Source organism: Amycolatopsis thailandensis, assembly GCF_042723255.1.
In the GTDB taxonomy this organism is placed as follows: Bacteria; Actinomycetota; Actinomycetes; order Mycobacteriales; family Pseudonocardiaceae; genus Amycolatopsis; species Amycolatopsis thailandensis.
Map to the genome: position 1 here is coordinate 30,801 of NZ_JBHXJK010000039.1, position 22,447 is coordinate 53,247.

The following is a 22,447-nucleotide window of genomic DNA, read 5'->3' on the forward strand; positions in this document are numbered from 1 at the left end:
GACCGGCCGGCCGGTCCGGTGTACGCACACCAGCCGACGGGGTCCGGGCCGTGCTGGTGGACAAGGACCATGGAACCGCTTCCGGGAGCGCGGGGCTAGGGGCGGAAACGCACAACCGCACCGACGAAAACGAACCTCAAGGTCTGCGCAGGGTCTGACTGGGCGATTCGCCGAAGGCCGCTCGATACTGCGCACTGAACCGGCTGCCGTCCAGGAAGCCCCATTTCGCCGCGACACTGGTGACCGTCGTGCCTTCGACGGCATTTCCGAGTTCCGCCCGGGCCCGGTCCAGCCGGACCTGACGCAGATACGCCATCGGGGTGGTGTCCAGATGCCGCCGGAACGCCAGTTGCAGGGCGCGCACCGAGACCCGGCAGGCACGGGCGATGTCGGCGACGCCGAGGTCCAGATCCGGATTCGCCTCCAGGAAAGCGATCCCGCGGCGCACGGTGTCCGGGACGGCGTCCCGGCGGTCGCACGGGTACTCCTCGCCGGTGCCCGCGGTGAAGGTGTCCAGGGCCATGGCCGCCACCAGCCGTCCCGCCGCGCCGAGCACCAGCGGACCGTTCTCCTGCTCCGGTCCGGCGAACAACCCGGTGACGTATTCGACCGTCCTGTGCCATCGCCGCGCCTTCTCCTGGCTCACCGGCTCATAGCTCAACCGCTCGATCGCCCCGCCGTCCTGCGCCGGGTCGGCCCCCGTGATCAGCGACAGATCGAGACCGGTGATCTGCAGCCGCGCGCCGTGCAGCCGCGTCCGGTAGTCCTGACCGGGGTGCGGGCCGACGAACACGTCGCCGGGGCCGAACCTGCGGTCGCTGAGACCGTCGTCGATCTCCAGCACCCCGTCCAGCACCCGCAGCAGCACCATCCTGCCCAGCGGCTGGACCGCGACCTCCGTGGTGAGAGTGTTGTGCAGGAAGTCGAAATGCACGTCCCCGAGGTCACAGCGGTTGTGCTCGAAACGATAGTTTTCGACGGTTCCCCGTACTAGCAGCCGGTTGTCGCGATAGGCCACGGCGATCAGCGCCCGTGCCTGCTCCGGATCGGTGGTCTTGAACTGCGTCACCAAGGGTTCGTGCATCGGGCCACGCCTCCTTTCCGTTCACCGTAACGAAAAGTTCACCCGCCGGAACGCTACCGCCACTCGGCGGGCACTACCAGACCGCATCGGCGTCATCCGGCTGGTCGGAATGGCTGACCCGCCCGGTCCAGGATGGTCCTGGCGCGCAGCTCGACCGGCCTGTCCACCAGCTGACCGTCCATCACGGCCACCGAACCGTCACCCACGAGCGCGGCCACTCCCCTCGCCCACTCGATTTCGCTCGCCGACGGCGCCAGTTCCCGAGCGGCGACAGGCACCTGGCGCGGGTGCACGCAGAGTTTTCCGGTGAAGCCCAAGATCTTGGCGTGGCCGAGGTCCGCGGTGAGCGCGGCCTCGTCGTCGAGCGCCGTGGTGACGCCGTCGATCGGCGCCGCCCGGCCCGCGGCCGCCGCGGCGACGACGAGCGCGGATCGCGCGTACCGCAACGCCTCGTGCGACCGATGGTCGACGCCGAGCTGCGCGGCGAGGTCGACGCTGCCGAAAGCCGGCCGTACCACCGCGTCCGCACTGCAGACCGCCACCGCTTCGGCGATCCCGGCCGCAGTTTCGACCAGCGGAAGGATTCCCACGCCGGGCAGCCGCCCGGCGAGGGCGTCGATCTCGGCCCGGTCTTCGGCCTTGGGCGGCATCACCGCGAGCGCGCAGCCGACACTCGCGACATCCTCGTGGTACCAAGGGGTTCCGGCGGCGTTGATACGGACGACCGCCTGATGCCCTTCCGCCAGCCACGCCCGGACGTGCTCGCGCGCGGCCTCCTTCAGGTCGGGAGCGACGGCGTCTTCCAGGTCGAGGATCACGACGTCGGCGCCACTGGCCTCGGCCTTGGCGAACCGGTCCGGCCGGTGCCCGGGGACGAACAGGAACGTCTTCGCACTGACGAGGAGCTCACTCATCGGCGCACCGTTCCGGTCGCGGTCCGACGTCCGTGGCGGTCCCGGACCGTGGTGACGGTCTCGCCCTCTGCCGCTTCGGCACGGACCACCAGGCCCTGATGGTCGAACAGCGGTGAGACGAGGCGGTAGTCGAAGGCCAGCTCCCCGCCGATCCCCTGCCGCCGCGCGGCTTCGGCCATGGCGAGCGCCTGCAACGGCCCGTGGGTGAGCAACCCCGGATAGCCCTCGACGTCTCGCGCGTAGTCGCGGTCGTAGTGGATGCGATGCGCGTTGTAGGTCAGCGCCGAGAAGCGGAACAGCAGCGTCGGCGAGACGTCGATCGCCCACTCTCCGTCGGCCACCGGCACCTCCGGCTCCTCGGCGGCCACCTCGGCCCGTCCGGAAGCCGCGTCGCGGTAGACCAGGTCCTGTTCCTCGTCGACCACGACCCGGCCGTCCTGGATGACCTCGTGCCCGGTGACGACGAAGGTCAGCCGCCCGGTGCGTCCCTGTTTCTCTTGCACGGAAAGCACTTCCGTGCGACGGGTGGCGGGCAGGCCGCACCGCAGCGGTCCGCACGTCCGCACTCGGCCGCCCGCCCACATCCGGCGGCGTCCCGGCTCCGGTGGCGCGGGGATCGTGGCGCGCAGCGGATGCCCGTCCGGCCCCAGATCCGCCTGCGCGGGCCGGTCCAGCAGGTAGAACCAGTGCCACAGCAGGGGCAGGCCGTCGCGGTCCAGATCCGGCATCTCGACGTCGAGCAGCGAGCTCAGCGCTTCCGCCGGGCCGGGTTGCGGGACCTCGGTGACTTCCTTCACGGCCGGACCTCCTCGCCGGGACCGAATTCGGCCCGGATCGCCTCGTTGTGCACGCCCAGCGCGGGCACCGGCCCCATGACCGGCTCGCGGCCGGCCACCTCGACCGGCGGGAGCAGCGCCTCCAGCGGCCCTGCCGGGGTTTCCACCGCGCGCCACCGGTTTCGCGCGGCCAGCTGCGGATGCCGGGTGAACTGTTCGGGTGTCCGCAGCCGGGCGTTGGCGATCCCGGCGCGCTCCAGCAGGTCTCCGACCTCGTCGGCGGTCAGGCCGGTGAAGGTCGTCTCCAGGATCGCGGTCAGCTCGTCGTCGTTGGCGACGCGGTCGTCGTTGGTCCGGAAGCGTGGATCTTCGACGAGTTCGGGACGTGCCAGAACGTCCCGGCAGAGCACGACCCATTCCCGTTCGCTTTGGACACTCAGGAAGATCTTGTCGTCGCCGGTGCGGTACGGACCGTACGGGGAGATCGACGGATGCGCCGCGGCCGTACGCCGCGGCGGTTCCTGGCCGTAGCGGGAGAAATAGGCGGGCTGGCTCATCCATTCGCCGAGCGAATCGATCATCGCGACGTGCAGGCTCGCGCCCTCGCCCGTGCGCTCGCGGTCGTACAGCGCGGTGAGGATGCCGGTGTAGGCGTACATCCCGGTGGCGATGTCGGCGATCGAGATCCCCGCCTTGGCCGGGGCCTCGGGGGTTCCGGTGGACATGACGAGCCCGGTTTCGCACTGAACCAGCAGGTCGTAGGCTTTCTTCGTCCGATATGGACCTTCGGGGCCGTAGCCCGAGATCGAGCAGTGGATCAGTTCCGGATGTTCCGCGCGCAATGTCCCAGCGTCCAGCCCGAGCCGTTCCACTGCCCCGGGCACGAGGTTCTGCACGAAGACGTCGGCCCGGCCGATCATCGCGCCGAGCAGTTCCCGGTCGGCCGGATCCTTGATGTCGAGTTCGACGCTTTCCTTGCCCCGGTTGAGCCAGACGAAGTAACTCGATTGCCCGTGGACGGTCCGGTCGTAGTCACGGGCGAAGTCGCCGGCGCCGCGACGTTCGATCTTGATGACCCGCGCGCCGAGGTCCGCGAGCTGGCGTGACGCGAACGGCGCGGCGACGGCCTGCTCCAGCGCGACGACGGTGATTCCCTCGAGTGGTTGGCGCATACTGCCTTCCTCGCTGTTCAGGACGGGATGCGGTGCCGTTCGACCAGCTGGCGCGCGATCACGCCGCGCTGGATCTCGTTGGTGCCCTCACCGACGATCATCAAGGGCGCGTCACGGAAGTACCGCTCGACGTCGAACTCGGTCGAGTAGCCGTAGCCGCCGTGGATCCGGACGGCGTCGAGCGCGATCTCCATCGCGGTCTCGGAGGCGAACAGTTTCGCCATCCCCGCCTCCAGGTCCGCGCGCTCGCCCGAGTCGTAGCGCCGCGCCGCGTGATGCGTCAGCTGCCGCGCGGCCTCGAGCTTGGTCGCCATGTCCGCAAGATAGTTGCCGATCGACTGATGCTGCCAGATCGGCTTGCCGAAACTCTCCCGTTCCTGGGCGTAGCGCAGGGAATCCTCCAGTGCGGCGCGGCCGACGCCGAGTGCCCGGCAGGCGACCTGGATCCGGCCGATCTCCAGTCCCCGCATCATCTGGGCGAAGCCGCGTCCCTCCTCGCCGCCGAGGAGAGCCGTGGCCGGGGCGCGGAAGCCGTCGAAGGACAGCTCACAGCTCTCGACACCCTTGTAGCCGAGTTTGGGCAGATCCCGCGAGACCTCGAAACCGGGTCCCTTCTCCACCAGCAGGACGGAGATCCCCTTGTGCGCCGGTTCGGCGGCGGGGTCGGTCTTGCAGAGCAACGCGACCAGCTGGGACCGGCGCGCGTTGGTGATCCACGTCTTGCCGCCGTTGACGACGTACTCGTCGCCTTCTCGCCGCGCCGTGGTGCGGAGGGCTTGCAGGTCCGAGCCGCCGCCGGGTTCGGTGAGCGCCATCGTCGCGCGGATCTCGCCCGTCGCCATCTTCGGCAGGTAGGCGTCCTTCTGTTCCCGAGTGCCATACGTGGCCAGGAGCTTCGCGACGACGGTGTGCCCGCCCATCGCGCCGGCGAGACTCATCCAGCCGCGTGCGAGCTCCTCGGTGACCAACGCGTAGCACTGGGCGGAGACCTGGGTCTCGCCCCAGGGCTCGGGCACGGCCAGCCCGAAGACGCCCATCGCCTTCATCTGGTCGATGAGGTTCTCCGGGTAGGTGTTCGCGTGGTCGAGCTCCCGGGCGACGGGCCGGACCTCGCGATCCACGAATTCGGCCACGAGCGCGACGATGGCGGTCTCTTCCTCGGTCATGCGATTATCATGAGTGATGATGCCCAGGTAAGTGAAATACCTAATGGTGATAGCTGCATACCGGACCGCGATGAGCAGGGGATGACAGTGGACTTCAAGCAGCTCAAAGCGTTGGTGACGGTCGCCGAAGTCGGCAGCGTGACCCGCGCGGCCGAGCTGCTGCACCTGGTCCAGCCCGCGGTCACCCGGCAGATCCGCACCCTGGAACAGGAACTCGGGGTGCCGCTGTTCGAGCGGACCCGTCACGGCATGCGCCCGACCGAGGCCGGCGCGACGCTGGTCGAACGCGCCCGCCGGGCCCTCACCGAACTCGACAGGGCCCGGGCCGAGCTGGCCCCGGAACCCGGGGTGGTCACCGGGATCGTCACGGTCGGGCTGCTGGAAAGCGCCGCCGAGCGGCTCGCCGCGCCGCTCACGACGGCCGTGCTGCGCGACCATCCGGGGATCGAACTGCGGCTGCTCACCGCGTACTCGGGGCATCTTCAGCGGTGGATCGACGACGGCGACGTCGATCTGAGCCTGCTCTACAACCTGACCAGTACGCCGTCGCTCAACGTCCGCCCGCTGGTCCGCGAACGACTGTGGGCTGTCGCTCCGCCTTCGGCCGGGTTGGATCCCACCCGGCCGGTCCCGTTCGCGGAGGTGGCGGCACATCCGCTGGTCATGCCGTCCGAGGGGCACGCGCTGCGCACTCTCATCGACGGCGCGGCCCGCGAGGCGGGCGCCGGGGCCGAGGTCACCGTGCAGACCAACTCGATGACGTTGCAGAAACGCCTGGTGCTCGGCGGACACGGCTGGACGATCCTGCCCGGCATCGGCATCGCGGCGGACGTCGCCCACGGCACCCTGAGCGCGGCTCCGGTGTGCGAACCGGAGGTCTGGCGCACCGTCGTCCTCGGCATGCCCCGGACCGCGCGGGTCACGCCCGCCGTCGACGCCGTCGCACGGGCGTTGGTCCAGCAGATCCACCGGACCGTGCGCGAGGGCGAATGGCCCTCGGCCCGGCTCTGGGACGACCGGACAGGAGAAGAATGACCACGCTCCCCCGCACCGGCCACGCCGTCGCCACCGACGGCACCCGGCTGGCCTACCAGTGGCAGGGCACTGGCAGGCCGCTCGTACTGCTGGCCGGGCAGGCGAACGACCACACCTGGTGGGACCGCACGCGCGGGGATTTCCCGAGCACGATCACCATGGACTATCGCGGCACCGGAGCCAGTGACGCGCCGGATTCTCCTTATTCCACAACGGGTTTCGCTGAGGACGTGATCGCTGTCCTCGACGAGCTCGACGTCGCCGAAGCCGACGTCTACGGAACCTCGATGGGCGGCCGGGTCGCGCAGTGGGTCGCCGTGAGGCATCCCGGCCGGGTGCGACGGCTCGTCCTCGGCTGCACCTCGCCGGGCGGCGAACACGGTGTCGAGCGGTCGAACGACGTGCGGCTGGCGCTGGCCCGGCGGTCCTCTGTGGAGGCACGGGAAACCTTGGAAGACCTGATGTACACCCCTGCCTGGCGAGCGGGGAATCCAGGGCCGTATCGAGTGCTGGGAGCGCGCGGGATGCCGCCGCACGCGGTGCGCGGGCATCTCGTCGCGAGCAATAACCATGACGCCTGGGACGTGCTTCCGGAGATCTCCGCCCCCACCCTGGTTCTCCACGGCGACGACGATCTGCTGGCGCCGCCGTCGAACGCGCCCCTGCTGACGGAGCGGATTCCGGACGCGCGCATGCATCTCTTCGCCGGGGCGCGGCACGCCTACTTCGACGAGTGCCGTCCCGAGGCGAGCGACCTGGTGAGCGACTTCCTGGGGTAGGTCCCGAGCTCCATGCCGACCGGGTATGTGTCCATCGCGGATTTCTATTTCTCAACCGCAGGGATCACAGCTCATGATGGTCGGCATCCCGGAGCGAAGGAGCTTCCCTTGCCGCACAAGAAATCCGGCGTCGTGGCGAACGTGGTCCGCGGCTGTCTCGGCAACCTGGTCGAGTGGTACGACTGGTTCGTCTACGCCTCGTTCAGCATCTACTTCGCGGCGAGTTTCTTCCCCGAGGGAAACCAGACGGCGCAACTGCTGTCCACGGCCGTCGTATTCGCGGTCGGCTTCCTGATGCGGCCGCTCGGCGGCTGGCTCCTGGGCCTCTACGCGGACAAGTTCGGCAGGCGGGCCGCGCTGACGCTGTCCGTGACGCTGATGAGCTTCGGTTCGCTGGCCATCGCCATCACGCCCGGCTATTCGTCGATCGGCTTTCTCGCGCCCGTGATCCTCGTGGTCGCCAGGCTCGCGCAAGGCCTCTCTGTCGGCGGCGAGTTCGGTTCGAGCGCGACGTACCTCTCCGAGATCGCCACTCCGGGACGACGCGGGTTCTACTCGAGCTTCCAGTACGTCTCGATCACCGTCGGCCAGCTCGCGGCCCTGCTGGTGATGATCGTGTTGCAGTCGCTGCTGACCGACGCGCAGATGTACGCGTGGGGCTGGCGGATCCCGTTCGTGCTCGGCGCGATCGCCGGACTCGTGGTCAGGTATCTCCGCCGAAGCATGATGGAGTCGGAACACTTCCAGCGCTCCTCGCCTTCCCGCGGCGGGCTTCGGGTCCTGCTGCGTTCGCATCGCCGCCAGGTCCTCGCCGTCCTCGGTCTCGCCATCGGCGGGACGGTCGCGTTCTACACCTTCACCAGTTATCTCCAGAAGTACATGGTGAACACGGCGGGAATCCCCAAGCCGACCGCCTCGCTCATCGGTTTCGCCGCCCTGTTCCTGTTCATCTTCATGCAACCCGTCGCCGGCGCCCTTTCCGACCGCTTCGGCCGCCGCCCGGTCATGTTCGGCTTCTCCGTCGGCGGCATGCTCCTGACCGTGCCGATCATGACGCTCGTGGGCAGGACCGGGAACCCGTGGATCGCCTTCCTGCTCATGATCACGGCGCTGGTGTTCCTCAGCGGCTACACGGCTCTTTCGGCGATCATCAAGGCGGAAATGTTCCCCACCAACGTCCGCGCCCTGGGCGTCGGCCTTCCACACGCCCTGGCGACCGCTGTCTTCGGCGGGCTCTCGGAGCCGATCGCTTTGGCGCTCAAGCAGGCTGGGCACGAGAGCGTGTTCTTCTGGTGGGTCACCGGGTGTATCGCGCTGACCTTCGTGGCGACTTTGGTGGTGCGGGAACCTTCGCGGGACTCCTCCCTGGAGGTTTCCGCTTCACCTGCTCGTGATTCTGTTGCGGGGTGAGGCTCTTCGGGGTTGGGCCGTGGTCGATTTTCGGCGACAAGTTCGCGTTTGGGTCGGTGCGGGGCGGGGTCCCGTTGGAGAGGCGAGCGGATTTGTGCTCACGTGGCCGATTTTCGACAACGGCCCTGAACGGAGGCGGTTCGACGGCCGGGGCCGCCTCATGGCCGAGCCAGGATCTCCTTGCGAAACCTGCGCCTACGAAGCCGTGGTCGATTTTCGGCGACAGGTTCACGGCTGGGCCGTTGCGCGGAAGGTGTCCATGCGGTTGCTGTCAAACGGCGAGAGTGGTCAGGTCTGCTCGGTCAGCTTGCGGGTGAGATCGTCCAGGCGGACGGTGAGTTCTTCGGGGCCGGCAAGGTCGTAATGAACGCAAGTTTCCGATCTCGAGTTCGGCTTCGCCGCTGGTCCAGATGACGAACCAGCCCACCATGTCGCCGGTCTCGCAAACAACCCAGGCCGCTCTCTTCTCGTATTCAGAGCCGAGAGTGAGTTGCCATCGAATCGAGGTGGCTTCCCACTTCGGCGCGTAGGTATGGACGGCCGCGACGAACTGGGCGAGGTCGAGCTTGATCACTTGCCGATGCTATGCCGCCGCGGCCGTGATTGGGCGCGCGATTGTATGTCTTGTTACGGAGTATGGCGGCAGGACGTCACGGGGGCGAGCCAAGCGGATCGGCGCGGCGTCGCGTATGGAGAGAGATGGCGTGGCCGTTCTTCGGCAACGGCTTCACGGCGACGAGGTGCTGCACCGTGGGCGTGTGCGGGATGGTGATGGTCAACGTGCCACCGGCTGCGAGGTGGCCGATCCAGCCAGGTCCGGCCTTGAGCCGATGGTCACGGCAGGTGGGGGCTCGCCCGGAGAGGTTCTCCTGTGGAGGGGTTCTCCTGTGGAGGGGTTCTCCTGTGGAGGGGTTCTCCTGTGGAGGGGTTCTCCTGTGGAGGGGTTCTCCTGTGGAGGCCTGCTCCGTTGGAGGCGGTGTGGCCGTTTTTCGGCGACGGAGGCGGGTGGGTCGCTGCGTCTTGATGCACGTGAGGCATAGACGAAGCCGCGCCTCCGCGGCCGTTTCTCGGCAACAGGGTCAGAACGGCGGCGGTTCGTCGTCCGGGGACGTTGTCGGGCTGGGTTCGTGCAGGGGTGGTGACCGTCAACGTGCCACCGGGTGCGAGGCGGCCGACCCAGCCAGGTTCATCCTTGAGCCGACGACCACGACGGCACAGCGAGGGACGCAGGCAGAAGTCTCTTTGCCCGGCTAGGGTTTTCCGGTGGAGGCCTCCTCCGCTGGAGGCGGCGTAGCCGATTTTCGGCGACGGGCTCAGAACGGTGGTGGTTCGTCGTCCGGGGGCGTTGTCGGGCGGCGTTCGTGCAGGGTCTGGTGACGGTCAACGTGCCACCGGGTGCGAGGTGGTAGATCCAGCCAGGTTCGTCCTTGAGCCGATGACCGCGACGGCACGACGAGGGACGCAGGCAGGAGTCATCTTGCCCGGCGAAGGTTTCCTGTGGAGGCCAGCTCGAATGAAGGCGGCGTGGTCAACTTTCGGCGACGAAGGCGGGTGGGCCGCCGTGGCTTGGTGCTCGTAAGGCGTAGACGAAGCCGCGTCTCCGCGGCCGATTTTCGGCAACGAGCTCAGGACGGTGACGGTTCGTCGTCCGGGGACACTGTCGGGCGGTGTGCGTACAGGGGTGGTGACGGTCAACGTGCCACCGGCTGCGAGGCGGCCGACCCAGCCAGGTTCGTCCTTGAGCCGATGACCGCGACGGCACAGCGAGGGACGCAGGCAGAAGTCTCTTTGCCCGGCTAGGGTTTTCCGGTGGAGGCCCGCTCCGCTGGAGGCGGCGTGGCCGTTTTTCGGCGACGGAGGCGGGTGGGCCCCTGTGGCTTGGTAGGCGTGAGGCGTGGGCGAAGCCGCGTCTCCGTGGTCGTTTTTCGGCGACGGGCTCAGAACGGTGGTGGTTCGTCGTCCGGGGACACTGTCGGGCGGGGTTCGTGCAGGGGTGGTGGTTCGCTGGTGTGGCGCTGCCCGGTCGGGGTGGTGACGGTCAACGTGCCGTCGGGTGCGAGGTGATAGATCCAGCCGGGTTCGTCCTTCAGCCGGTGATCACGGCGGCACAGCGCGGCGAGGTCGGCGGCACTGGTGTGACCACCGAACTGCCAGGGCACGGAATGGTCGAGATCGCAGGCCTGCGCGACACGGTGGCAACCGGGTCTTCGGCATTCCCGGTCCCGCACCCGCACGAACTCGCCGAGCCCGGCGGTGGGCCGGTACCGCTCCCGGCCCAGATCCAGCACCTGCCCAGACAACGGATCGGTGATGATCCGCCGCAACACCGTATCCGCCCCGGAAGCGATCTCCCGCGCCAGCGACGCCGGAATATCACCATGCCCCGCCAACTCCGCCGGATCCTCATTCAGACCGAGATACGTTGCCAAATCCAGATAGAGAAACACCTCCGCCCGCTCACCCCGACCGCCCTGCCCGCCCAGCAACAGATCCAACGCCACATCGGCACGCAACTGATCCAGAGTGCGCGTCTCACCACCGGCCCGTAACGCCCGGGCCTCCCGATCGATCCGCGTATACGCGGCAGCCACCTTCTCCACCGGCCCATCCTCGACCTCGATCGACGCCACCCCGCTCTCACCCTGCCGCACCATCAGACGACGCCCGGCACGGTGCCGCTCGACACGACGAGAGGCGCCGTCGCGGTCGGCCATCATCGCCGCATGGTTCGCCGCTTTCCGGATCTGGTCGGAGTTCCGGTCCGGTAACCTGTCCTCCAGCACCGCGTCCACCGCGCGGGCGTCCTCGTCCGACAGCCAGGCGGTGGCTGTCGCGACTTTCATCGCCCCGTAACCGCCTACCTTCCCCTGGTCCAGCAACCCCAGCGTGCGAGGCAGGCGAGTGGTCAGCGCTTGGGCGGTGGAGACCAGGCCGGCAGCGTGTCCGTCCACAATGTACAACGCGAGAGCGACCTCCTGCGCCACGCTCGACGCTCCACCACGATGACGGCTCAACTGCCCCAAAGCGCGGAACCGAACGGCCTCCAACCGTGCGATCCCCTCCGACGCCGCCACCGCGGCGGCCACGGCATCCTCGTCCCCCAACGTATCCAGCGAAGCATTGACCTCCTTCAAGACTTCCGGATCGGCGATTTCCTTGAGTAGCGCCACAGTGGCGTTGAGTGTGTCCACACTCAGAACGTACAACCGACCACCGACAGTTTTCGAAGCCGACAGTGTTTCCCTTGTACAGCATGACTAATCGATCTCAAGCAACCCCTGAGCACCGTTCTCTAGCCGCCGCGCGTATTTCTCCGACCGGGGGAGCATGGTTTTCTCATAAACCTCGACAGCTTCACCGATACTCCCGGAACCGGCCAGCGCGAGAGCGAGCTCGCAAGCGTCGACCATGGCCAGATTGACACCGACCCCGAGTGGCGGCATCAGATGGGCGGCGTCGCCCAGCAGGGTCACCGACGGCGTGTGCGCCCACGTATGCGGAACCGGAAGCACGTACAGTGGACGGTCCACATAGGGCCCGTCGTTGTCGGTGATCATCCGCGTCATCGAAGGCGACCACTCGGAGAACGAGTCGAGCAGCCGGGCGCGAATCTCCGCAGCACCAAGGGAATCGGCCCAGTCCGCGGGCAGACTCTGAATCACATAGACCCTGATGTGGTCGCCACTGTTGCGCTGGGCGAAAAGGCAACGCTCACCGTCGGCCGCCATCGCACTGCCATGACCGACGAGCGCGGCGAGTTCGGGATGCGCGTTCTCGACGTCGTCGAACCAGGCCTCCAGGAAGGTGATCCCGGAGTACTCGGGCACCGCCGCCGACACCGCCGGCCGGACCCGCGACCACGCGCCGTCGGCACCGATGGCCAGATCCGTCTCGACGGTCGTCCCGTCGGCGAACCGCAAGCGCCCCGGAAGCTCGACCTTCTCCAGAACAGAACCCCATCGCACGGTGCCCGGCTCCAGCGAGTCCAGCAGCAGACCCCGCAGCTGGCCTCGGTCGATCTCCGGTTTGAACAGCTCCCCTTCGGCCGGGACATGGTGCTCCAAAAGCACGCCGGCGGGATCCAGCTTGCGCATCTCCTGCCCCTCCGGGCGGGCGAGCGCGAAGAACTCGTCGAGCAGGCCCGCTTCGCGCAGGGCCACCTGCCCGTCGTCCGCGTGCAGGTCGAGCGTGCCGCCCTGGTTCCGGGCCCGAGGGTGCGGGTCGCGGTCGTAGACCGTCACGGGGATGCCGTGCTTTTGCAGGATGCGGGCGCAGGTCAGGCCGCCGGGGCCCGCTCCGATGATGCTGATCGTCATGCGACCAGAAAAGCAGAACGAGTTAAAAAGTGCAATGAGTCAACTTAGTGAGCGTGACAACCCATGAGGTAGACTGCGCTCATGGAGACACCGGGACGGCGTGAGCGCAAGAAGGCGGCCACTCGCCAGGCACTGGCGGACGCCGCCCTGGAACTGTTCCTGGAGCGGGGCTACGACCAGGTGAGCATCCGCGACATCGCCGAGGCGGCGGACGTGTCGACCACGACGCTGTTCAAGCACTTCCCCGGCAAGGAAGCCCTGGTCTTCGACGAGTCCGAAGACCGTGAAGCGAACCTGATCGCCGCCGTACGAGAGCGGGAAGCAGGCCAGTCCGTCGTCGAGGCCCTACGCGAGTACGTGCTCGCGACGTGGCTCCCGCTCACGGCCCACCCCCAGTACCCCGAGTTCACCGCGCTGGTGAGTGGCACCCCCGCGCTCCAGGAGTACGGCGAACGCATGTGGACCCGGCACGCCGCGGCTCTCGGCGAGGCCATCGCCGAAGACGCGGGCAAGGCCCCCGAAGACACGGCGTCCCGGGCGCTGGCGCGATTCGTCCTGGACATCCCGGCGCTCACTCGCGGCCGGGAAGACCCCGAGAAGGCCGTCGAGGAGATCTTCGACCTCCTCACCCACGGCTGGCGCTAGTCCTCTTCGGACGGACGAGAGCCGCGCAGCGAGCCCGGATGCGCCTTGGCGGAGGGGTCGTTCCGGGTCTTGAGCAGGCTGGCCACGGTCACCACGACGAGGATGCCGATGATCACCGCGAGGCTGACCGGCGTCGAGATCTCCGGAACGCTCTCGTCGATGTCCACGTGGGCCCAGTGCAGGATCAGCTTGATCCCGATGAACCCGAGGATCACCGCGAGCCCGGCCGACAGGTACACCAGCCGGTCGAGCAGGCCCTTCACGAGGAAGTACAGCGCGCGCAGGCCCAGCAGGGCGAAGGCGTTGGCGGCGAAGACGATGTACGGCTCGTCGGTGACACCGAAGACGGCGGGGATCGAGTCCAGCGCGAACAGCAGGTCGATCCCGCCGATCGCGAGCAGCACCACCACCAGCGGCGTGCCCACCCGCTTGCCGTCGAGCCGGGTGAACAGCTTCCCGCCGTCGTAATCCTGCGAAAGCGGCAGGAGACGGCGAGCGGTCCGCACCACGACGTTGTTCTCGACGTCCGGATCCTCGTCCCGGTGCCGGAACAACTGGATGCCGGTGTAGATCAGCAGCAATCCGAACAACAGGAACATGAAGGAGAACAACGAAAGCAGCGTGGCGCCGAGCGCGATGAAGATCGCACGCATGATCAGCGCGACCACGATGCCGAACGTGAGCACCTTGTGCTGATGTTCCTCTGGCACCGCGAAGGTGCTCATGATGATCACGAAGACGAAGAGGTTGTCGACCGACAGGCTCTTCTCGACGATGTATCCCGCGAAGTACTGCTGCCCGAAGTCGCCGCCGTGCGCCAGGGTCAGCCAGACGCCGAACGCCACCGCGACCAGGATGTAGCCGATCGACCAGGCGACCGCTTCGCCGAAACCGACCTTGTGCGGCCGCACCGCCGCGAGGATGAGGTCGAGGGCCAGGAGCCCGAGCACCAGCCCGATCGTCAGGGTCCAGGTGAGGCCATCGATCTGGAGCATCCGGACCCTGTCTTTCGTTCGGCGGCAGGTGAGGAAGATCTTAAGTGGGACTCCCCCGCTCCGCATTCGCATGACCCGGCGCCGCGTCCAGCAGCGCGGCGAGGACGGTCTTGAGCAGCGGGTGATCCGCGCTCCCCCGCCGGACGGCGGCGAACACGCGGCGCAGCGGCGGCTCACCGCGCAAGGGGATGGCGACCGAGCCGGGAACAGCGGTGAAAGCGTTGCGCGGCACCAAGGCCACGCCCTCTCCCGCCGCGACCAGGGTGGTGATCGCGTGGAAATCGTCGGAGACGTGCCGGATCCCCGGATTGGCGCAGACGATCATCAACACGTCACGGCAGGGATTCCCGGGTTTCGGGGCGATCCAGTCGTCGTCCGCGAGTTCGTCGATGTCCACTTCGGACGCTTCCGCGAGCCGGTGCGCGGTGGGCAGCACGACGTCGAACGGCTCCACGTACAGCGGGAACCGGGTGAGCCTGCTTTCATCCGTCCGTGGCGAGAGCCGGTACTCCTCGGTGATCGCCAGATCGACCTCGCCGTCGAGCAACAGCGGGATGCTCGCGTGCCCCTCGACGTCCTGTACCTGCATGGTGACCCCGGGCGAACCGGACCGCAGCGAGGCGATCGCGGGCGCGACGACCAGGGTGATCGCGGAGGCGAAACTCGCCAGCCGCACCATGCCCCGCACCCCCGAATCGAGCGCGGCCAAGGTGGCGTGCGCCCGTTCGAGTTCCGCGGCGACGGCGTTGGCGTGCACCACCATCAGCTCACCGGCGGCGGTCAGGGAGACCCGGCGTCCCCACCGGCGAAGCAGCTGCTGGCCGCACTCGGCTTCGAGCGCGGCCAGCTGCTGGGACACCGCGGACGGCGTCAGGTGCAGCGCCTGTCCCGCCGCCGTCACGGTGCCGTGGTCGGCGAGGGCGCGCAGCACGCGCAGCCGTCGCGGATCGATCATTCGTCCATCATGGACCTTGCTGTCACGAACGCGTCGACGGCCCGGTTGACGTCGTCGGCGGAATGCGCGGCCGACATCTGGGTCCGGATCCGGGCCTTGCCGTGCGGCACCACCGGATACGAGAACCCGACCACGTAGATGCCCTGGTCGAGCAGCAGATCCGCCATCTTGCCCGCCTTGGCGGCGTCGCCGATCATCACCGGGATGATCGGGTGCTCGCCGGGCAGCAGGTCGAAGCCCGCTTCGGTCATCCGACGGCGGAAGAGCTCGGTGTTGGCGCGCAGCTTGGTCAACAGCTCGCTCGAAGAGCCCAGCAGTTCCAGCGTGGCGAGCGCGGCCGCGGTGATCGACGGCGCGAGCGAGTTCGAGAACAGGTACGGCCGCGAACGCTGCCGCAGCATCTCGACGATCTCCGCGCGGCCCGAGGTGTACCCGCCGCTCGCCCCGCCGAGGGCCTTGCCGAGGGTGCCGGTGAGGACGTCGACCTTGTCCTGCACGCCGAACAGCTCCGGCGTGCCGCGACCGGTCGGACCGGTGAAGCCGACGGCGTGCGAGTCGTCCACCATCACCAGCGCGTCGTACCGCTCGGCCAGCTCGCAGATCTCGTCGAGCGGCGCGAGGTAGCCGTCCATCGAGAACACGCCGTCGGTGGCGATCATCCGGTAACGCGCGCCGGACGCCTCCTTCAGCCGGGCCTCCAGGTCCGCGACGTCGCGGTTGCGGTAGCGCATCCGCTTCGCCTTGCACAGCCGGACGCCGTCGATGATCGAAGCGTGGTTGAGCTCGTCGGAGATGATGACGTCCTGGTCGGTCAGCAGCGTCTCGAAGAGCCCGGCGTTGGCGTCGAAGCACGAGCTGTAGAGGATCGTGTCCTCGGTGCCGAGGAACTCCGAGAGCTTCGCCTCGAGTTCCTTGTGCGGCTGCTGGGTCCCGCAGATGAACCGCACCGACGCCATCCCGAAGCCCCAGCGGTCCAGCGCCTCTTGCGCGGCCTTGATCAGCTCGGGATGGTCGGCGAGGCCGAGGTAGTTGTTGGCACAGAAGTTGAGGACGTCGCCGCCGGCGACACTGACCGAAGCCCGCTGCGGCCCCTGGATCACCCGCTCGCCCTTGTACAGCCCGGCTTCCCGGATCTCGGCGAGCCCGGCCTTGAGGTCGTCGCGCATCGCGCCGTACATCAGTTCTCCGTCCAATCCAGGATGACCTTGCCGCAACGACCTTCCCTGGCCGTCGCGAACGCCTTCTCGTACTCGGTGTAGCCGAACCGGTGGGTGATCACCGGCGAGATGTCCAGCCCGGCCTGCAACAGCACGGACATCGAGTACCACGTCTCGAACATCTCACGCCCGTAGATGCCCTTGAGCTGGATCATCTTCAGGACCACGGACGCGATGTCGACCGACACGTCGGACGCGGGCAGGCCGAGCAGCGCGATCCGGCCGCCGTGCGACATGTTCGAGATCATGTCGCGCAGCGCCTCGGGCCGTCCGCTCATCTCCATGCCGACGTCGAAGCCCTCGGCCATGCCGAGCCGTTCCTGCGCGTCGGCGATGGTCGAGGAAGAGACGTCGAGCGCGAGGTCGACGCCGACCTTGCGGGCCAGTTCCAGGCGGTGCTCGCTGACGTCGGTGACGACGACGTTGCGCGCGCCGGCGTGGCGGGCGATCGCGGCGGCCATGATGCCGATCGGGCCGGCGCCGGTGACCAGCACGTCCTCCCCGATGACGGGGAACGACAGCGCGGTGTGCACGGCGTTGCCCAGCGGGTCGAAGATCGCGGCGATGTCGAGGTCGACCTTGGTGCGGTGCACCCAGGCGTTCTGCTCGGGCAGGACGGCGTACTGCGCGAACGCGCCGTCGGTGTGCACGCCGAGGCCCTTGGTCCGGGCGCACAGGTGACGCCGCCCGGCCTTGCAGTTGCGGCAGCTCCCGCAGACCAGATGCCCCTCGCCGCTGACCAGGTCGCCCACCTTGACCGTCGTCACCGACCGGCCGATCTCGACCACCTCGCCGACGAACTCGTGCCCGACGACCAGCGGCGCGGCGATGGTGCGCGCCGCCCAGTCGTCCCAGGAGTCGATGTGCAGATCCGTGCCGCAGATCCCGGCGCGCAGCACGCGGACGGCGACGTCGCCGGGGCCGACCGCGGGGTCCGGAACGTCGGTGAGTTCCAGCCCGGGTGCTCGGTCGGCTTTGACCAATGCCTTCATGGCGCGAAGTCTGGCCCGGCCACGCTGTTCAGTCCATCGCGAGTTTCTGAAATCCCTCGTTAGCGTGTCTTCACAAGAGTGATCACGCCGTCGAGCAGCCGGGCGAGCCCGAACGCATAGGCGTGCTCGGGATCGTGCGCGCCGTTGTGCGCCTCCCCGGCCGACTGTCCGACGCGCGCGGCGAGCGGGAAACTTTCGGGCTCGAAGACCTCCGCGAGCGCCGGACCCGCCTTCGCCCACCACTGCGCGTCGTCCATCCCGGTGCGGCGGACCGCGCGGTCGGCCTCGATCCGGCGGCGCGCGGTCCCCTGGACGTGGTCGCGCACCAGCGTGATCACCGAATCCATCTCGACGTCGGTGAGGCCGAGGCCCTCGACGACGGCGAGTTCGCGTTCGTACTTCGCGATCGACCGGGGCCCGAGCGGCGGACGGCCGGTGAACACCTGCAGCACCCACGGATGCCGCAGGCAGAGGTCCCAGTTCGCCCGCGCGACCTCGCGCAGCCCCTCCACCCAGTCGCGATCGCCGGGTTCGCCCAGTTCCCGGACCGCCTCGCCGTAGACCCGGTCGAGCATCGCTTCGAGGAGCTCCTCGCGGGACGCGACGTAGGTGTACAGCGACATCGTGCCGACACCCAGCGACTCGGCGACCCGGCGCATGGACAGGGTGGCGAGATCTTGGTCGCCGTCGGCGAGTTCGACGGCGGCGGCGATCACCTGTTCGCTGGTCAGCGTGTGTTTCGGCCCGCGGCGCGGCAATTGCCGGGTGCCCCACAGGGTGGCGATCGTCCGCGCGGGATCGCCGCCGCCGTTGTTCTCGGTCCGGGTCATGGCGCCATCATAGGCGACTTACTCCGTACCCCGTACGAAGTCTGTGCTACCTTACTTCGTATGCCATACGAAGAAGCGGCGCTGGAAGCCGTCGACCTGCGCAAGCGGTACCGGGACAAGGTGGCGTTGGACGGGTTCGAGCTCACCGTCCCGGCGGGCACGGTCTGCGGCCTGCTCGGCCCGAACGGCGCGGGGAAGACCACGGCGGTACGGATCCTGAGCACCCTGCTGCGCCCGGACAGCGGAACGGCCCGCGTCGCGGGGCACGACGTGGTCGCCGACCCCCGATCGGTGCGCTACCGGATCGGCCTGGTCGGGCAGAACGCGTCGGTGGACGAGATCCTCACCGGCCGCCAGAACCTCGTGCTGTTCGCCAGGCTCTACCACCTGAAGAGCGCGGCGGCGAAACGCCGGGCGGACGAACTCCTCGAACAGTTCGATCTCACCGAGGCGGCCGGGAAACCCGTCGCGGCGTACTCCGGCGGGATGCGACGACGGCTGGACCTGGCGACCAGCCTGATCCTCTCGCCACCCGTGCTGTTCCTCGACGAACCGACCACCGGACTCGACCCCCGGGCCCGCATCGAGGTCTGGTCGTCGATCAGGGACCTGGTCGGCTCGGGCACCACGGTGCTGCTGACCACGCAGTACCTGGAGGAGGCGGACCAGCTGGCCGATCGGATCGCCGTCATCGACGCCGGCCGCGTCGTCGCGGCGGGCACGCCGGACGAGCTCAAGGCGAAGGTCGGACCGGACCGCGTCGAGACCATCACCCGCAAACCCACCCTCGACGAGGTGTTCCTGCACCTCACCGGACACACCGCGACCACAGGAGAGCCCGTATGACCGCGATCACGGACACCACCGCCCTCGCCGGCCGCATCCTGCTGCACTGGCGGCAACGGCCCGGCTCGATCCTGGTCGGCTTCCTCTTCCCCGTCCTGATGGTGCTGATGTTCGGCTACCTCTTCGGCGGCGCGATGGCCGTTCCCGACGGGGACTACCTGGACTTCCTGATCCCCGGCATGCTCGCGATGACGATGCTGTTCGGCCTGGAGGCGATGGTCGTGGCCGTCACCACGGACACCGCGAAGGGCGTCACCGAGCGGATCCGCGCGATGCCGGTCTCCACGACGGCGATCCTCGCCGGGCGCGGCGTGGCCGATCTGCTCAACGCCGTCGTCGGTCTCGCGGTCATGGTGGCGACCGGGCTGCTGGTGGGCTGGACACCGGAACGCGGTCTTCTGCCGTCGCTGGCCGCGTTCGGCTTGCTGCTGTGGCTGCGGTTCGCCTTCACCTGGGTGGGGATCTACCTCGGCTTGCTGCTCAAGACGCCGGAGTCGGCCGTCGCCGTGCAGATCCTGGTCTGGCCCGTCGGGTTCCTTTCGAGCGCGTTCGTTTCGCCGTCGACCATGCCGGGCTGGCTCGGCGCGATCGGCGCCTGGAATCCCTTGTCCGCCACCGCGACCGCGATCCGGGACCTGTTCGGCAACCCGACCTGGGGCGCGGCCGACTGGGCGAGCACGCATTCCGTCGCGCTCGCCCTGCTTTGGCCGGCCGTGCTCACGGCACTCTTTCTCCCGCTGGCAGCGAACCGGTATCGCGCACTGGGCCGGTGACAGCGGAAGTCTCGGGGACACGGACCGAGACGAAGTCCGGCCGCGGCACCAGTTCGAACCCGATCGACTGGTACAGGCGGATGGCCGAGGTGTTCGTGGCCGCCGCGTGCATCATCGGCCGCTCGCCGCGGGCCCGGATTCCCGCCGCCACCGCGCGGATGAGCCGGGTCGCCAGGCCCTGGCCGCGATACGCCGGGTCGGTGCAGACGGCGCTGATCTCGGTCCAGCCCGGTGGGTGCATCCGCTCGCCCGCCATCGCGATCAGCGCGCCGCCGCGCCGGATCCCCAGGTACGTCCCCAGTTCGACGGTCCGCTTCCGGAACGGGCCGGGTTTGGTCCGCTCGACGAGGTCCAGCATCTCCGGGACGTCGTCCGGGCCCAGAAGGACGGCCTCGGGATCTTCGGCGGCTTCGAGCGCGACGTCGACCAGCCGGACCCCGGCGATCCTGCCGAGGACCTCCCACCCCTCCGGGAGGGGCAGCGAGTTGTGGATGGTGACCGTCGCGCCCGGACCGGCCAGCGCGGCGACGTCGGCCCAGACGCCGTCGTCCGGTTCGGGTGGAAGCGCGAAGAAGGGGGCGACGTCGACCTGGTAGCGCAGGACCTGGCCGAAACGTTCGGCGAAGCGGGCGTGCGGCCCGGTCAGAGATGACCAGACCGGATCGTCGGGAGGGGTGACCATGACGGCTGCGACATCGGCGGGCGGGCTTTCATTCCCGCTCCCACATCCTGAACGCGGCCGGTCAGGATCCGGCGGTCACCGCGAGGTCCGCGCCGGGATTCGGGCCGAACCAGTCGAGGCAGACGACCATGGCGTCGTCCGCGGCCGGCCCGCCGCCGCGGTGCTCGCCCAGTTCGGCGAGGACCGCCCTCGGCACGTGGGCGGCGGGCAGGTCCGCGGTCGCGACGATGGCCTCGGTGAGTTCGCGGTCGCCGTAGAGCTCGCCGTGCGGGCCCGCCACGTCGTAGACGCCGTCGCTCACGAACACGTAGCGGTCGCCGGGCACCGCTTGCAGGCGTTCGATGGTGTACGAGGTGTCTTCGAAGGTGCCGAGTGGCAGTTGCTCGTCGAAGGCGACCCGTTCGGCCTTGCCGTCGCGGAATCGCCACAGCCGGGGTGATCCGGCGTCGACGGCGTCGATCGCGCCGGTCGCGAGGTCGAACTCCAGCAGCAGGGTCGCGACGTGCTCTTGGCCCCGGTACTGGGCGTAAAGGGCCTGGTCGGCGAGTTCGGCCTGGGCGTCGAGCGGGATCCCGGCCCGCCGCGCGTTGCGGAGCGCGTTGACGGCGAGGTTGGTCAGCAGCGCCGCGCTCGTCCCGTCCCCCATGCCGTTGACCAGCGTGACCGACAGCTTTCGCGCCGAGGCCGACCAGTCGAAGCAGTCGCCGTAGATGGCGTACGCGGGTTCGAGCTGCCCGCCGAGGGCGAATTCGGGGCGCGCGCACGCGCGGCCGGGGAGCAGCTGCCACTGCATCTCGGCCGCGAGGGTGAGCCGGGACGACCGGCGCGCCTGCACGTAGAGGTCGGTGTCGCGGTCGGCGACGAAGACCTCGTGCGCGAGCGCCTCGGCGAACCGGCCGAGTTCCGCCCACACGGGCGGTTCCTGGTCTTCGGGGAGCGTGACGACGAGGACGCCGAGCCGGTCTCCGCGCACGGAGACCGGAAGGTGGGCGCGGACGCCGTCCTCGACGGTCTCGAACATCGCGCACTGCGTGGTGAAGGCTTCGCCCGCCGTCGTGTCCGCCACCGGCAACGGGTCGGTGGTGTAGGGCAGCACGGTCACCCGGCGCAGTTCGGCGAGGCTGTAGTCGGCCATCAGCAGTTCGACGGCCACGGCGTCGAAGTGCTCCCGCAACGCCGAACGCAACCCGTCGAGCAGATCGTGCGGCTGGACGCCTCTCAGGATCCGCTCGACAGCCAAGGATCTGTCCACCTTTTTTCGCCTCCCGCACCGGGCCGCGCGGGCCGGCCGATGGGCGTACCGCGACCAGCTGAGCTGACAGTTCAGCATAAGGATGCGAGAGTGGGTGTCGTGAATCGGTCCGCTGAGCCCCCCGGCGCCGAAACCGTGGCGGCGGTGGTGACCGAGACGGCCGAGCTGCTCGAGATCATGTTCGAACGCGCCCGTGAGGCGTCACCGCGTCCGCTGTCGACGTCCCAAGTACGCGCCGTCGTGGCGCTCGACCACCACGACGGCCTGAACCTGCGCGCGCTCGCCGAGCTGCTGGGTTCGACCCCACCGCTGGTCAGCCGCCTGTGCGATCGGCTGGAGGCCGTCGGCTTCGTCGACAGGCTGCCCGGCACGCACAGCCGCCGCGAACTCACCCTGCGGCTCAGCGACCGGGGCCGCGCCTACCTGCGTGACCTGCGGGCACGCCGCCGCGAAAGCCTGGAGTCGGTGCTCGAGAAGCTCAGCCCCGAGGCCAAGGCCGCGCTCGCCGCCGGACTCCGCGAGTTCCGCGAGGCCGCCGCGGAGTTCTGACGCCCGCACGGTGTCCGCGTCACCACTGGAGTAGGGTCACTGTTGTCATATGACAACAG

Annotated in this window: 23 protein-coding genes; 7 read left to right on the plus strand and 16 right to left on the minus strand. The window is 68.8% G+C overall.

The annotated features are described in order from the left end of the window. Positions 1-136: 136 nt before the first annotated feature. The 5 genes from ACFWMR_RS17705 to ACFWMR_RS17725 form a co-directional block, all read right to left on the minus strand. The gene (locus ACFWMR_RS17705; RefSeq protein ID WP_378379104.1) at positions 137-1,084 is read right to left on the minus strand and encodes a helix-turn-helix transcriptional regulator; all 948 of its coding nucleotides are present in this window, start codon (positions 1,082-1,084) and stop codon (positions 137-139) included. A 92-nt stretch (positions 1,085-1,176) separates the two neighbouring features. Further along, positions 1,177-1,998 (minus strand): HpcH/HpaI aldolase/citrate lyase family protein, encoded by an 822-nt coding sequence (locus ACFWMR_RS17710; RefSeq protein WP_378379105.1) that lies wholly within the window; start codon positions 1,996-1,998, stop codon positions 1,177-1,179. Further along, positions 1,995-2,795: an FAS1-like dehydratase domain-containing protein gene (locus tag ACFWMR_RS17715; RefSeq protein WP_378379106.1), complete on the minus strand. Its 801-nt coding sequence runs from the start codon at positions 2,793-2,795 to the stop codon at positions 1,995-1,997. Before ACFWMR_RS17715 ends, ACFWMR_RS17710 begins: the two co-directional genes overlap by 4 nt. Next, entirely contained in the window at positions 2,792-3,946 is a 1,155-nt protein-coding gene (locus tag ACFWMR_RS17720; protein WP_378379107.1) for a CaiB/BaiF CoA transferase family protein, read from the minus strand. Before ACFWMR_RS17720 ends, ACFWMR_RS17715 begins: the two co-directional genes overlap by 4 nt. Positions 3,947-3,963: 17 nt before the next feature. Beyond that, on the minus strand, positions 3,964-5,112 hold the full coding sequence (locus ACFWMR_RS17725) for an acyl-CoA dehydrogenase family protein (RefSeq protein ID WP_378379108.1): 1,149 nt from the start codon (positions 5,110-5,112) through the stop codon (positions 3,964-3,966). Between the two features lie 87 nt (positions 5,113-5,199). On the opposite strand from ACFWMR_RS17725, the gene ACFWMR_RS17730 reads away from it, so the two are divergent. From ACFWMR_RS17730 to ACFWMR_RS17740, 3 genes are all read left to right on the plus strand, one after another. Next, on the plus strand, positions 5,200-6,147 hold the full coding sequence (locus ACFWMR_RS17730; protein ID WP_378379134.1) for a LysR family transcriptional regulator: 948 nt from the start codon (positions 5,200-5,202) through the stop codon (positions 6,145-6,147). After that, positions 6,144-6,926 (plus strand): alpha/beta fold hydrolase, encoded by a 783-nt coding sequence (locus tag ACFWMR_RS17735; RefSeq protein ID WP_378379109.1) that lies wholly within the window; start codon positions 6,144-6,146, stop codon positions 6,924-6,926. Before ACFWMR_RS17730 ends, ACFWMR_RS17735 begins: the two co-directional genes overlap by 4 nt. 108 nt (positions 6,927-7,034) lie before the next feature. Next, a complete protein-coding gene (locus ACFWMR_RS17740; RefSeq protein ID WP_378379110.1) occupies positions 7,035-8,336 on the plus strand; it encodes an MFS transporter in 1,302 nt (433 codons plus the stop codon). A gap of 271 nt (positions 8,337-8,607) precedes the next feature. Here the strand turns inward: ACFWMR_RS17740 and ACFWMR_RS17745 are convergent, their stop codons facing one another. From ACFWMR_RS17745 to ACFWMR_RS17760, 4 genes are all read right to left on the minus strand, one after another. After that, positions 8,608-8,910, minus strand: coding sequence for a hypothetical protein (locus tag ACFWMR_RS17745; RefSeq protein ID WP_378379111.1), 303 nt, complete (start codon positions 8,908-8,910; stop codon positions 8,608-8,610). Positions 8,911-8,986: 76 nt separating this feature from the next. Further along, positions 8,987-9,115, minus strand: a complete 129-nt coding sequence (locus ACFWMR_RS17750) for a hypothetical protein (RefSeq protein WP_378379112.1) — start codon at positions 9,113-9,115, stop codon at positions 8,987-8,989. 1,158 nt (positions 9,116-10,273) lie between these two features. Continuing rightward, positions 10,274-11,506 (minus strand): HNH endonuclease signature motif containing protein, encoded by a 1,233-nt coding sequence (locus ACFWMR_RS17755; RefSeq protein WP_378379135.1) that lies wholly within the window; start codon positions 11,504-11,506, stop codon positions 10,274-10,276. 87 nt (positions 11,507-11,593) lie between these two features. Beyond that, a complete protein-coding gene (locus ACFWMR_RS17760) occupies positions 11,594-12,652 on the minus strand; it encodes an FAD-dependent oxidoreductase (RefSeq protein WP_378379113.1) in 1,059 nt (352 codons plus the stop codon). An 81-nt stretch (positions 12,653-12,733) separates the two neighbouring features. Between ACFWMR_RS17760 and ACFWMR_RS17765 the strand changes: the two genes are divergently transcribed. Continuing rightward, a complete protein-coding gene (locus ACFWMR_RS17765; protein ID WP_378379114.1) occupies positions 12,734-13,297 on the plus strand; it encodes a TetR/AcrR family transcriptional regulator in 564 nt (187 codons plus the stop codon). Here the strand turns inward: ACFWMR_RS17765 and ACFWMR_RS17770 are convergent. The 5 genes from ACFWMR_RS17770 to ACFWMR_RS17790 are packed head-to-tail and all read right to left on the minus strand — an operon-like array spanning position 13,294 to position 18,286. Continuing rightward, on the minus strand, positions 13,294-14,292 hold the full coding sequence (locus ACFWMR_RS17770; RefSeq protein ID WP_378274573.1) for a TerC/Alx family metal homeostasis membrane protein: 999 nt from the start codon (positions 14,290-14,292) through the stop codon (positions 13,294-13,296). The genes ACFWMR_RS17765 and ACFWMR_RS17770 overlap by 4 nt on opposite strands. Before the next feature lie 40 nt (positions 14,293-14,332). Beyond that, positions 14,333-15,247 (minus strand): LysR family transcriptional regulator, encoded by a 915-nt coding sequence (locus tag ACFWMR_RS17775; RefSeq protein WP_378379115.1) that lies wholly within the window; start codon positions 15,245-15,247, stop codon positions 14,333-14,335. Next, complete coding sequence (locus tag ACFWMR_RS17780; RefSeq protein WP_093931853.1) at positions 15,244-16,425, minus strand: glycine C-acetyltransferase; 1,182 nt, start codon at positions 16,423-16,425, stop codon at positions 15,244-15,246. Before ACFWMR_RS17780 ends, ACFWMR_RS17775 begins: the two co-directional genes overlap by 4 nt. Then, positions 16,425-17,456: an L-threonine 3-dehydrogenase gene (tdh, locus tag ACFWMR_RS17785; RefSeq protein WP_093931852.1), complete on the minus strand. Its 1,032-nt coding sequence runs from the start codon at positions 17,454-17,456 to the stop codon at positions 16,425-16,427. Before tdh ends, ACFWMR_RS17780 begins: the two co-directional genes overlap by 1 nt. Positions 17,457-17,515: 59 nt before the next feature. After that, entirely contained in the window at positions 17,516-18,286 is a 771-nt protein-coding gene (locus ACFWMR_RS17790; RefSeq protein WP_378379116.1) for a TetR/AcrR family transcriptional regulator, read from the minus strand. Between the two features lie 60 nt (positions 18,287-18,346). Between ACFWMR_RS17790 and ACFWMR_RS17795 the strand changes: the two genes are divergently transcribed. Together ACFWMR_RS17795 and ACFWMR_RS17800 are read left to right on the plus strand one after the other, a co-directional pair. Beyond that, entirely contained in the window at positions 18,347-19,132 is a 786-nt protein-coding gene (locus ACFWMR_RS17795; protein WP_378379117.1) for an ABC transporter ATP-binding protein, read from the plus strand. Next, positions 19,129-19,905, plus strand: a complete 777-nt coding sequence (locus ACFWMR_RS17800; RefSeq protein WP_378379118.1) for an ABC transporter permease — start codon at positions 19,129-19,131, stop codon at positions 19,903-19,905. Before ACFWMR_RS17795 ends, ACFWMR_RS17800 begins: the two co-directional genes overlap by 4 nt. Here the strand turns inward: ACFWMR_RS17800 and ACFWMR_RS17805 are convergent. After that, entirely contained in the window at positions 19,850-20,587 is a 738-nt protein-coding gene (locus ACFWMR_RS17805; RefSeq protein WP_378379119.1) for a GNAT family N-acetyltransferase, read from the minus strand. The two genes, ACFWMR_RS17800 and ACFWMR_RS17805, sit on opposite strands and share 56 nt — an antisense overlap. A 61-nt stretch (positions 20,588-20,648) precedes the next feature. After that, complete coding sequence (locus tag ACFWMR_RS17810) at positions 20,649-21,839, minus strand: PP2C family protein-serine/threonine phosphatase (protein ID WP_378379120.1); 1,191 nt, start codon at positions 21,837-21,839, stop codon at positions 20,649-20,651. A gap of 90 nt (positions 21,840-21,929) precedes the next feature. On the opposite strand from ACFWMR_RS17810, the gene ACFWMR_RS17815 reads away from it, so the two are divergent. Next, complete coding sequence (locus tag ACFWMR_RS17815; RefSeq protein WP_093931846.1) at positions 21,930-22,388, plus strand: MarR family transcriptional regulator; 459 nt, start codon at positions 21,930-21,932, stop codon at positions 22,386-22,388. The last annotated feature ends 59 nt before the right edge of the window (positions 22,389-22,447 follow it).

Bases quoted from the DNA above. Each gene is read 5' to 3' on its own strand.
- ACFWMR_RS17705 (WP_378379104.1), bottom strand. From the start codon at position 1,084: ATGCACGAACCCTTGGTGACGCAGTTCAAGACCACCGATCCGGAGCAG.
- ACFWMR_RS17710 (WP_378379105.1), bottom strand. From the start codon at position 1,998: ATGAGTGAGCTCCTCGTCAGTGCGAAGACGTTCCTGTTCGTCCCCGGG.
- ACFWMR_RS17720 (WP_378379107.1), bottom strand. From the start codon at position 3,946: ATGCGCCAACCACTCGAGGGAATCACCGTCGTCGCGCTGGAGCAGGCC.
- ACFWMR_RS17725 (WP_378379108.1), bottom strand. From the start codon at position 5,112: ATGACCGAGGAAGAGACCGCCATCGTCGCGCTCGTGGCCGAATTCGTG.
- ACFWMR_RS17735 (WP_378379109.1), top strand. From the start codon at position 6,144: ATGACCACGCTCCCCCGCACCGGCCACGCCGTCGCCACCGACGGCACC.
- ACFWMR_RS17760 (WP_378379113.1), bottom strand. From the start codon at position 12,652: ATGACGATCAGCATCATCGGAGCGGGCCCCGGCGGCCTGACCTGCGCC.
- ACFWMR_RS17765 (WP_378379114.1), top strand. From the start codon at position 12,734: ATGGAGACACCGGGACGGCGTGAGCGCAAGAAGGCGGCCACTCGCCAG.
- ACFWMR_RS17770 (WP_378274573.1), bottom strand. From the start codon at position 14,292: ATGCTCCAGATCGATGGCCTCACCTGGACCCTGACGATCGGGCTGGTG.
- ACFWMR_RS17775 (WP_378379115.1), bottom strand. From the start codon at position 15,247: ATGATCGATCCGCGACGGCTGCGCGTGCTGCGCGCCCTCGCCGACCAC.
- ACFWMR_RS17780 (WP_093931853.1), bottom strand. From the start codon at position 16,425: ATGTACGGCGCGATGCGCGACGACCTCAAGGCCGGGCTCGCCGAGATC.
- tdh (WP_093931852.1), bottom strand. From the start codon at position 17,456: ATGAAGGCATTGGTCAAAGCCGACCGAGCACCCGGGCTGGAACTCACC.
- ACFWMR_RS17790 (WP_378379116.1), bottom strand. From the start codon at position 18,286: ATGACCCGGACCGAGAACAACGGCGGCGGCGATCCCGCGCGGACGATC.
- ACFWMR_RS17795 (WP_378379117.1), top strand. From the start codon at position 18,347: ATGCCATACGAAGAAGCGGCGCTGGAAGCCGTCGACCTGCGCAAGCGG.
- ACFWMR_RS17800 (WP_378379118.1), top strand. From the start codon at position 19,129: ATGACCGCGATCACGGACACCACCGCCCTCGCCGGCCGCATCCTGCTG.
- ACFWMR_RS17805 (WP_378379119.1), bottom strand. From the start codon at position 20,587: ATGGTCACCCCTCCCGACGATCCGGTCTGGTCATCTCTGACCGGGCCG.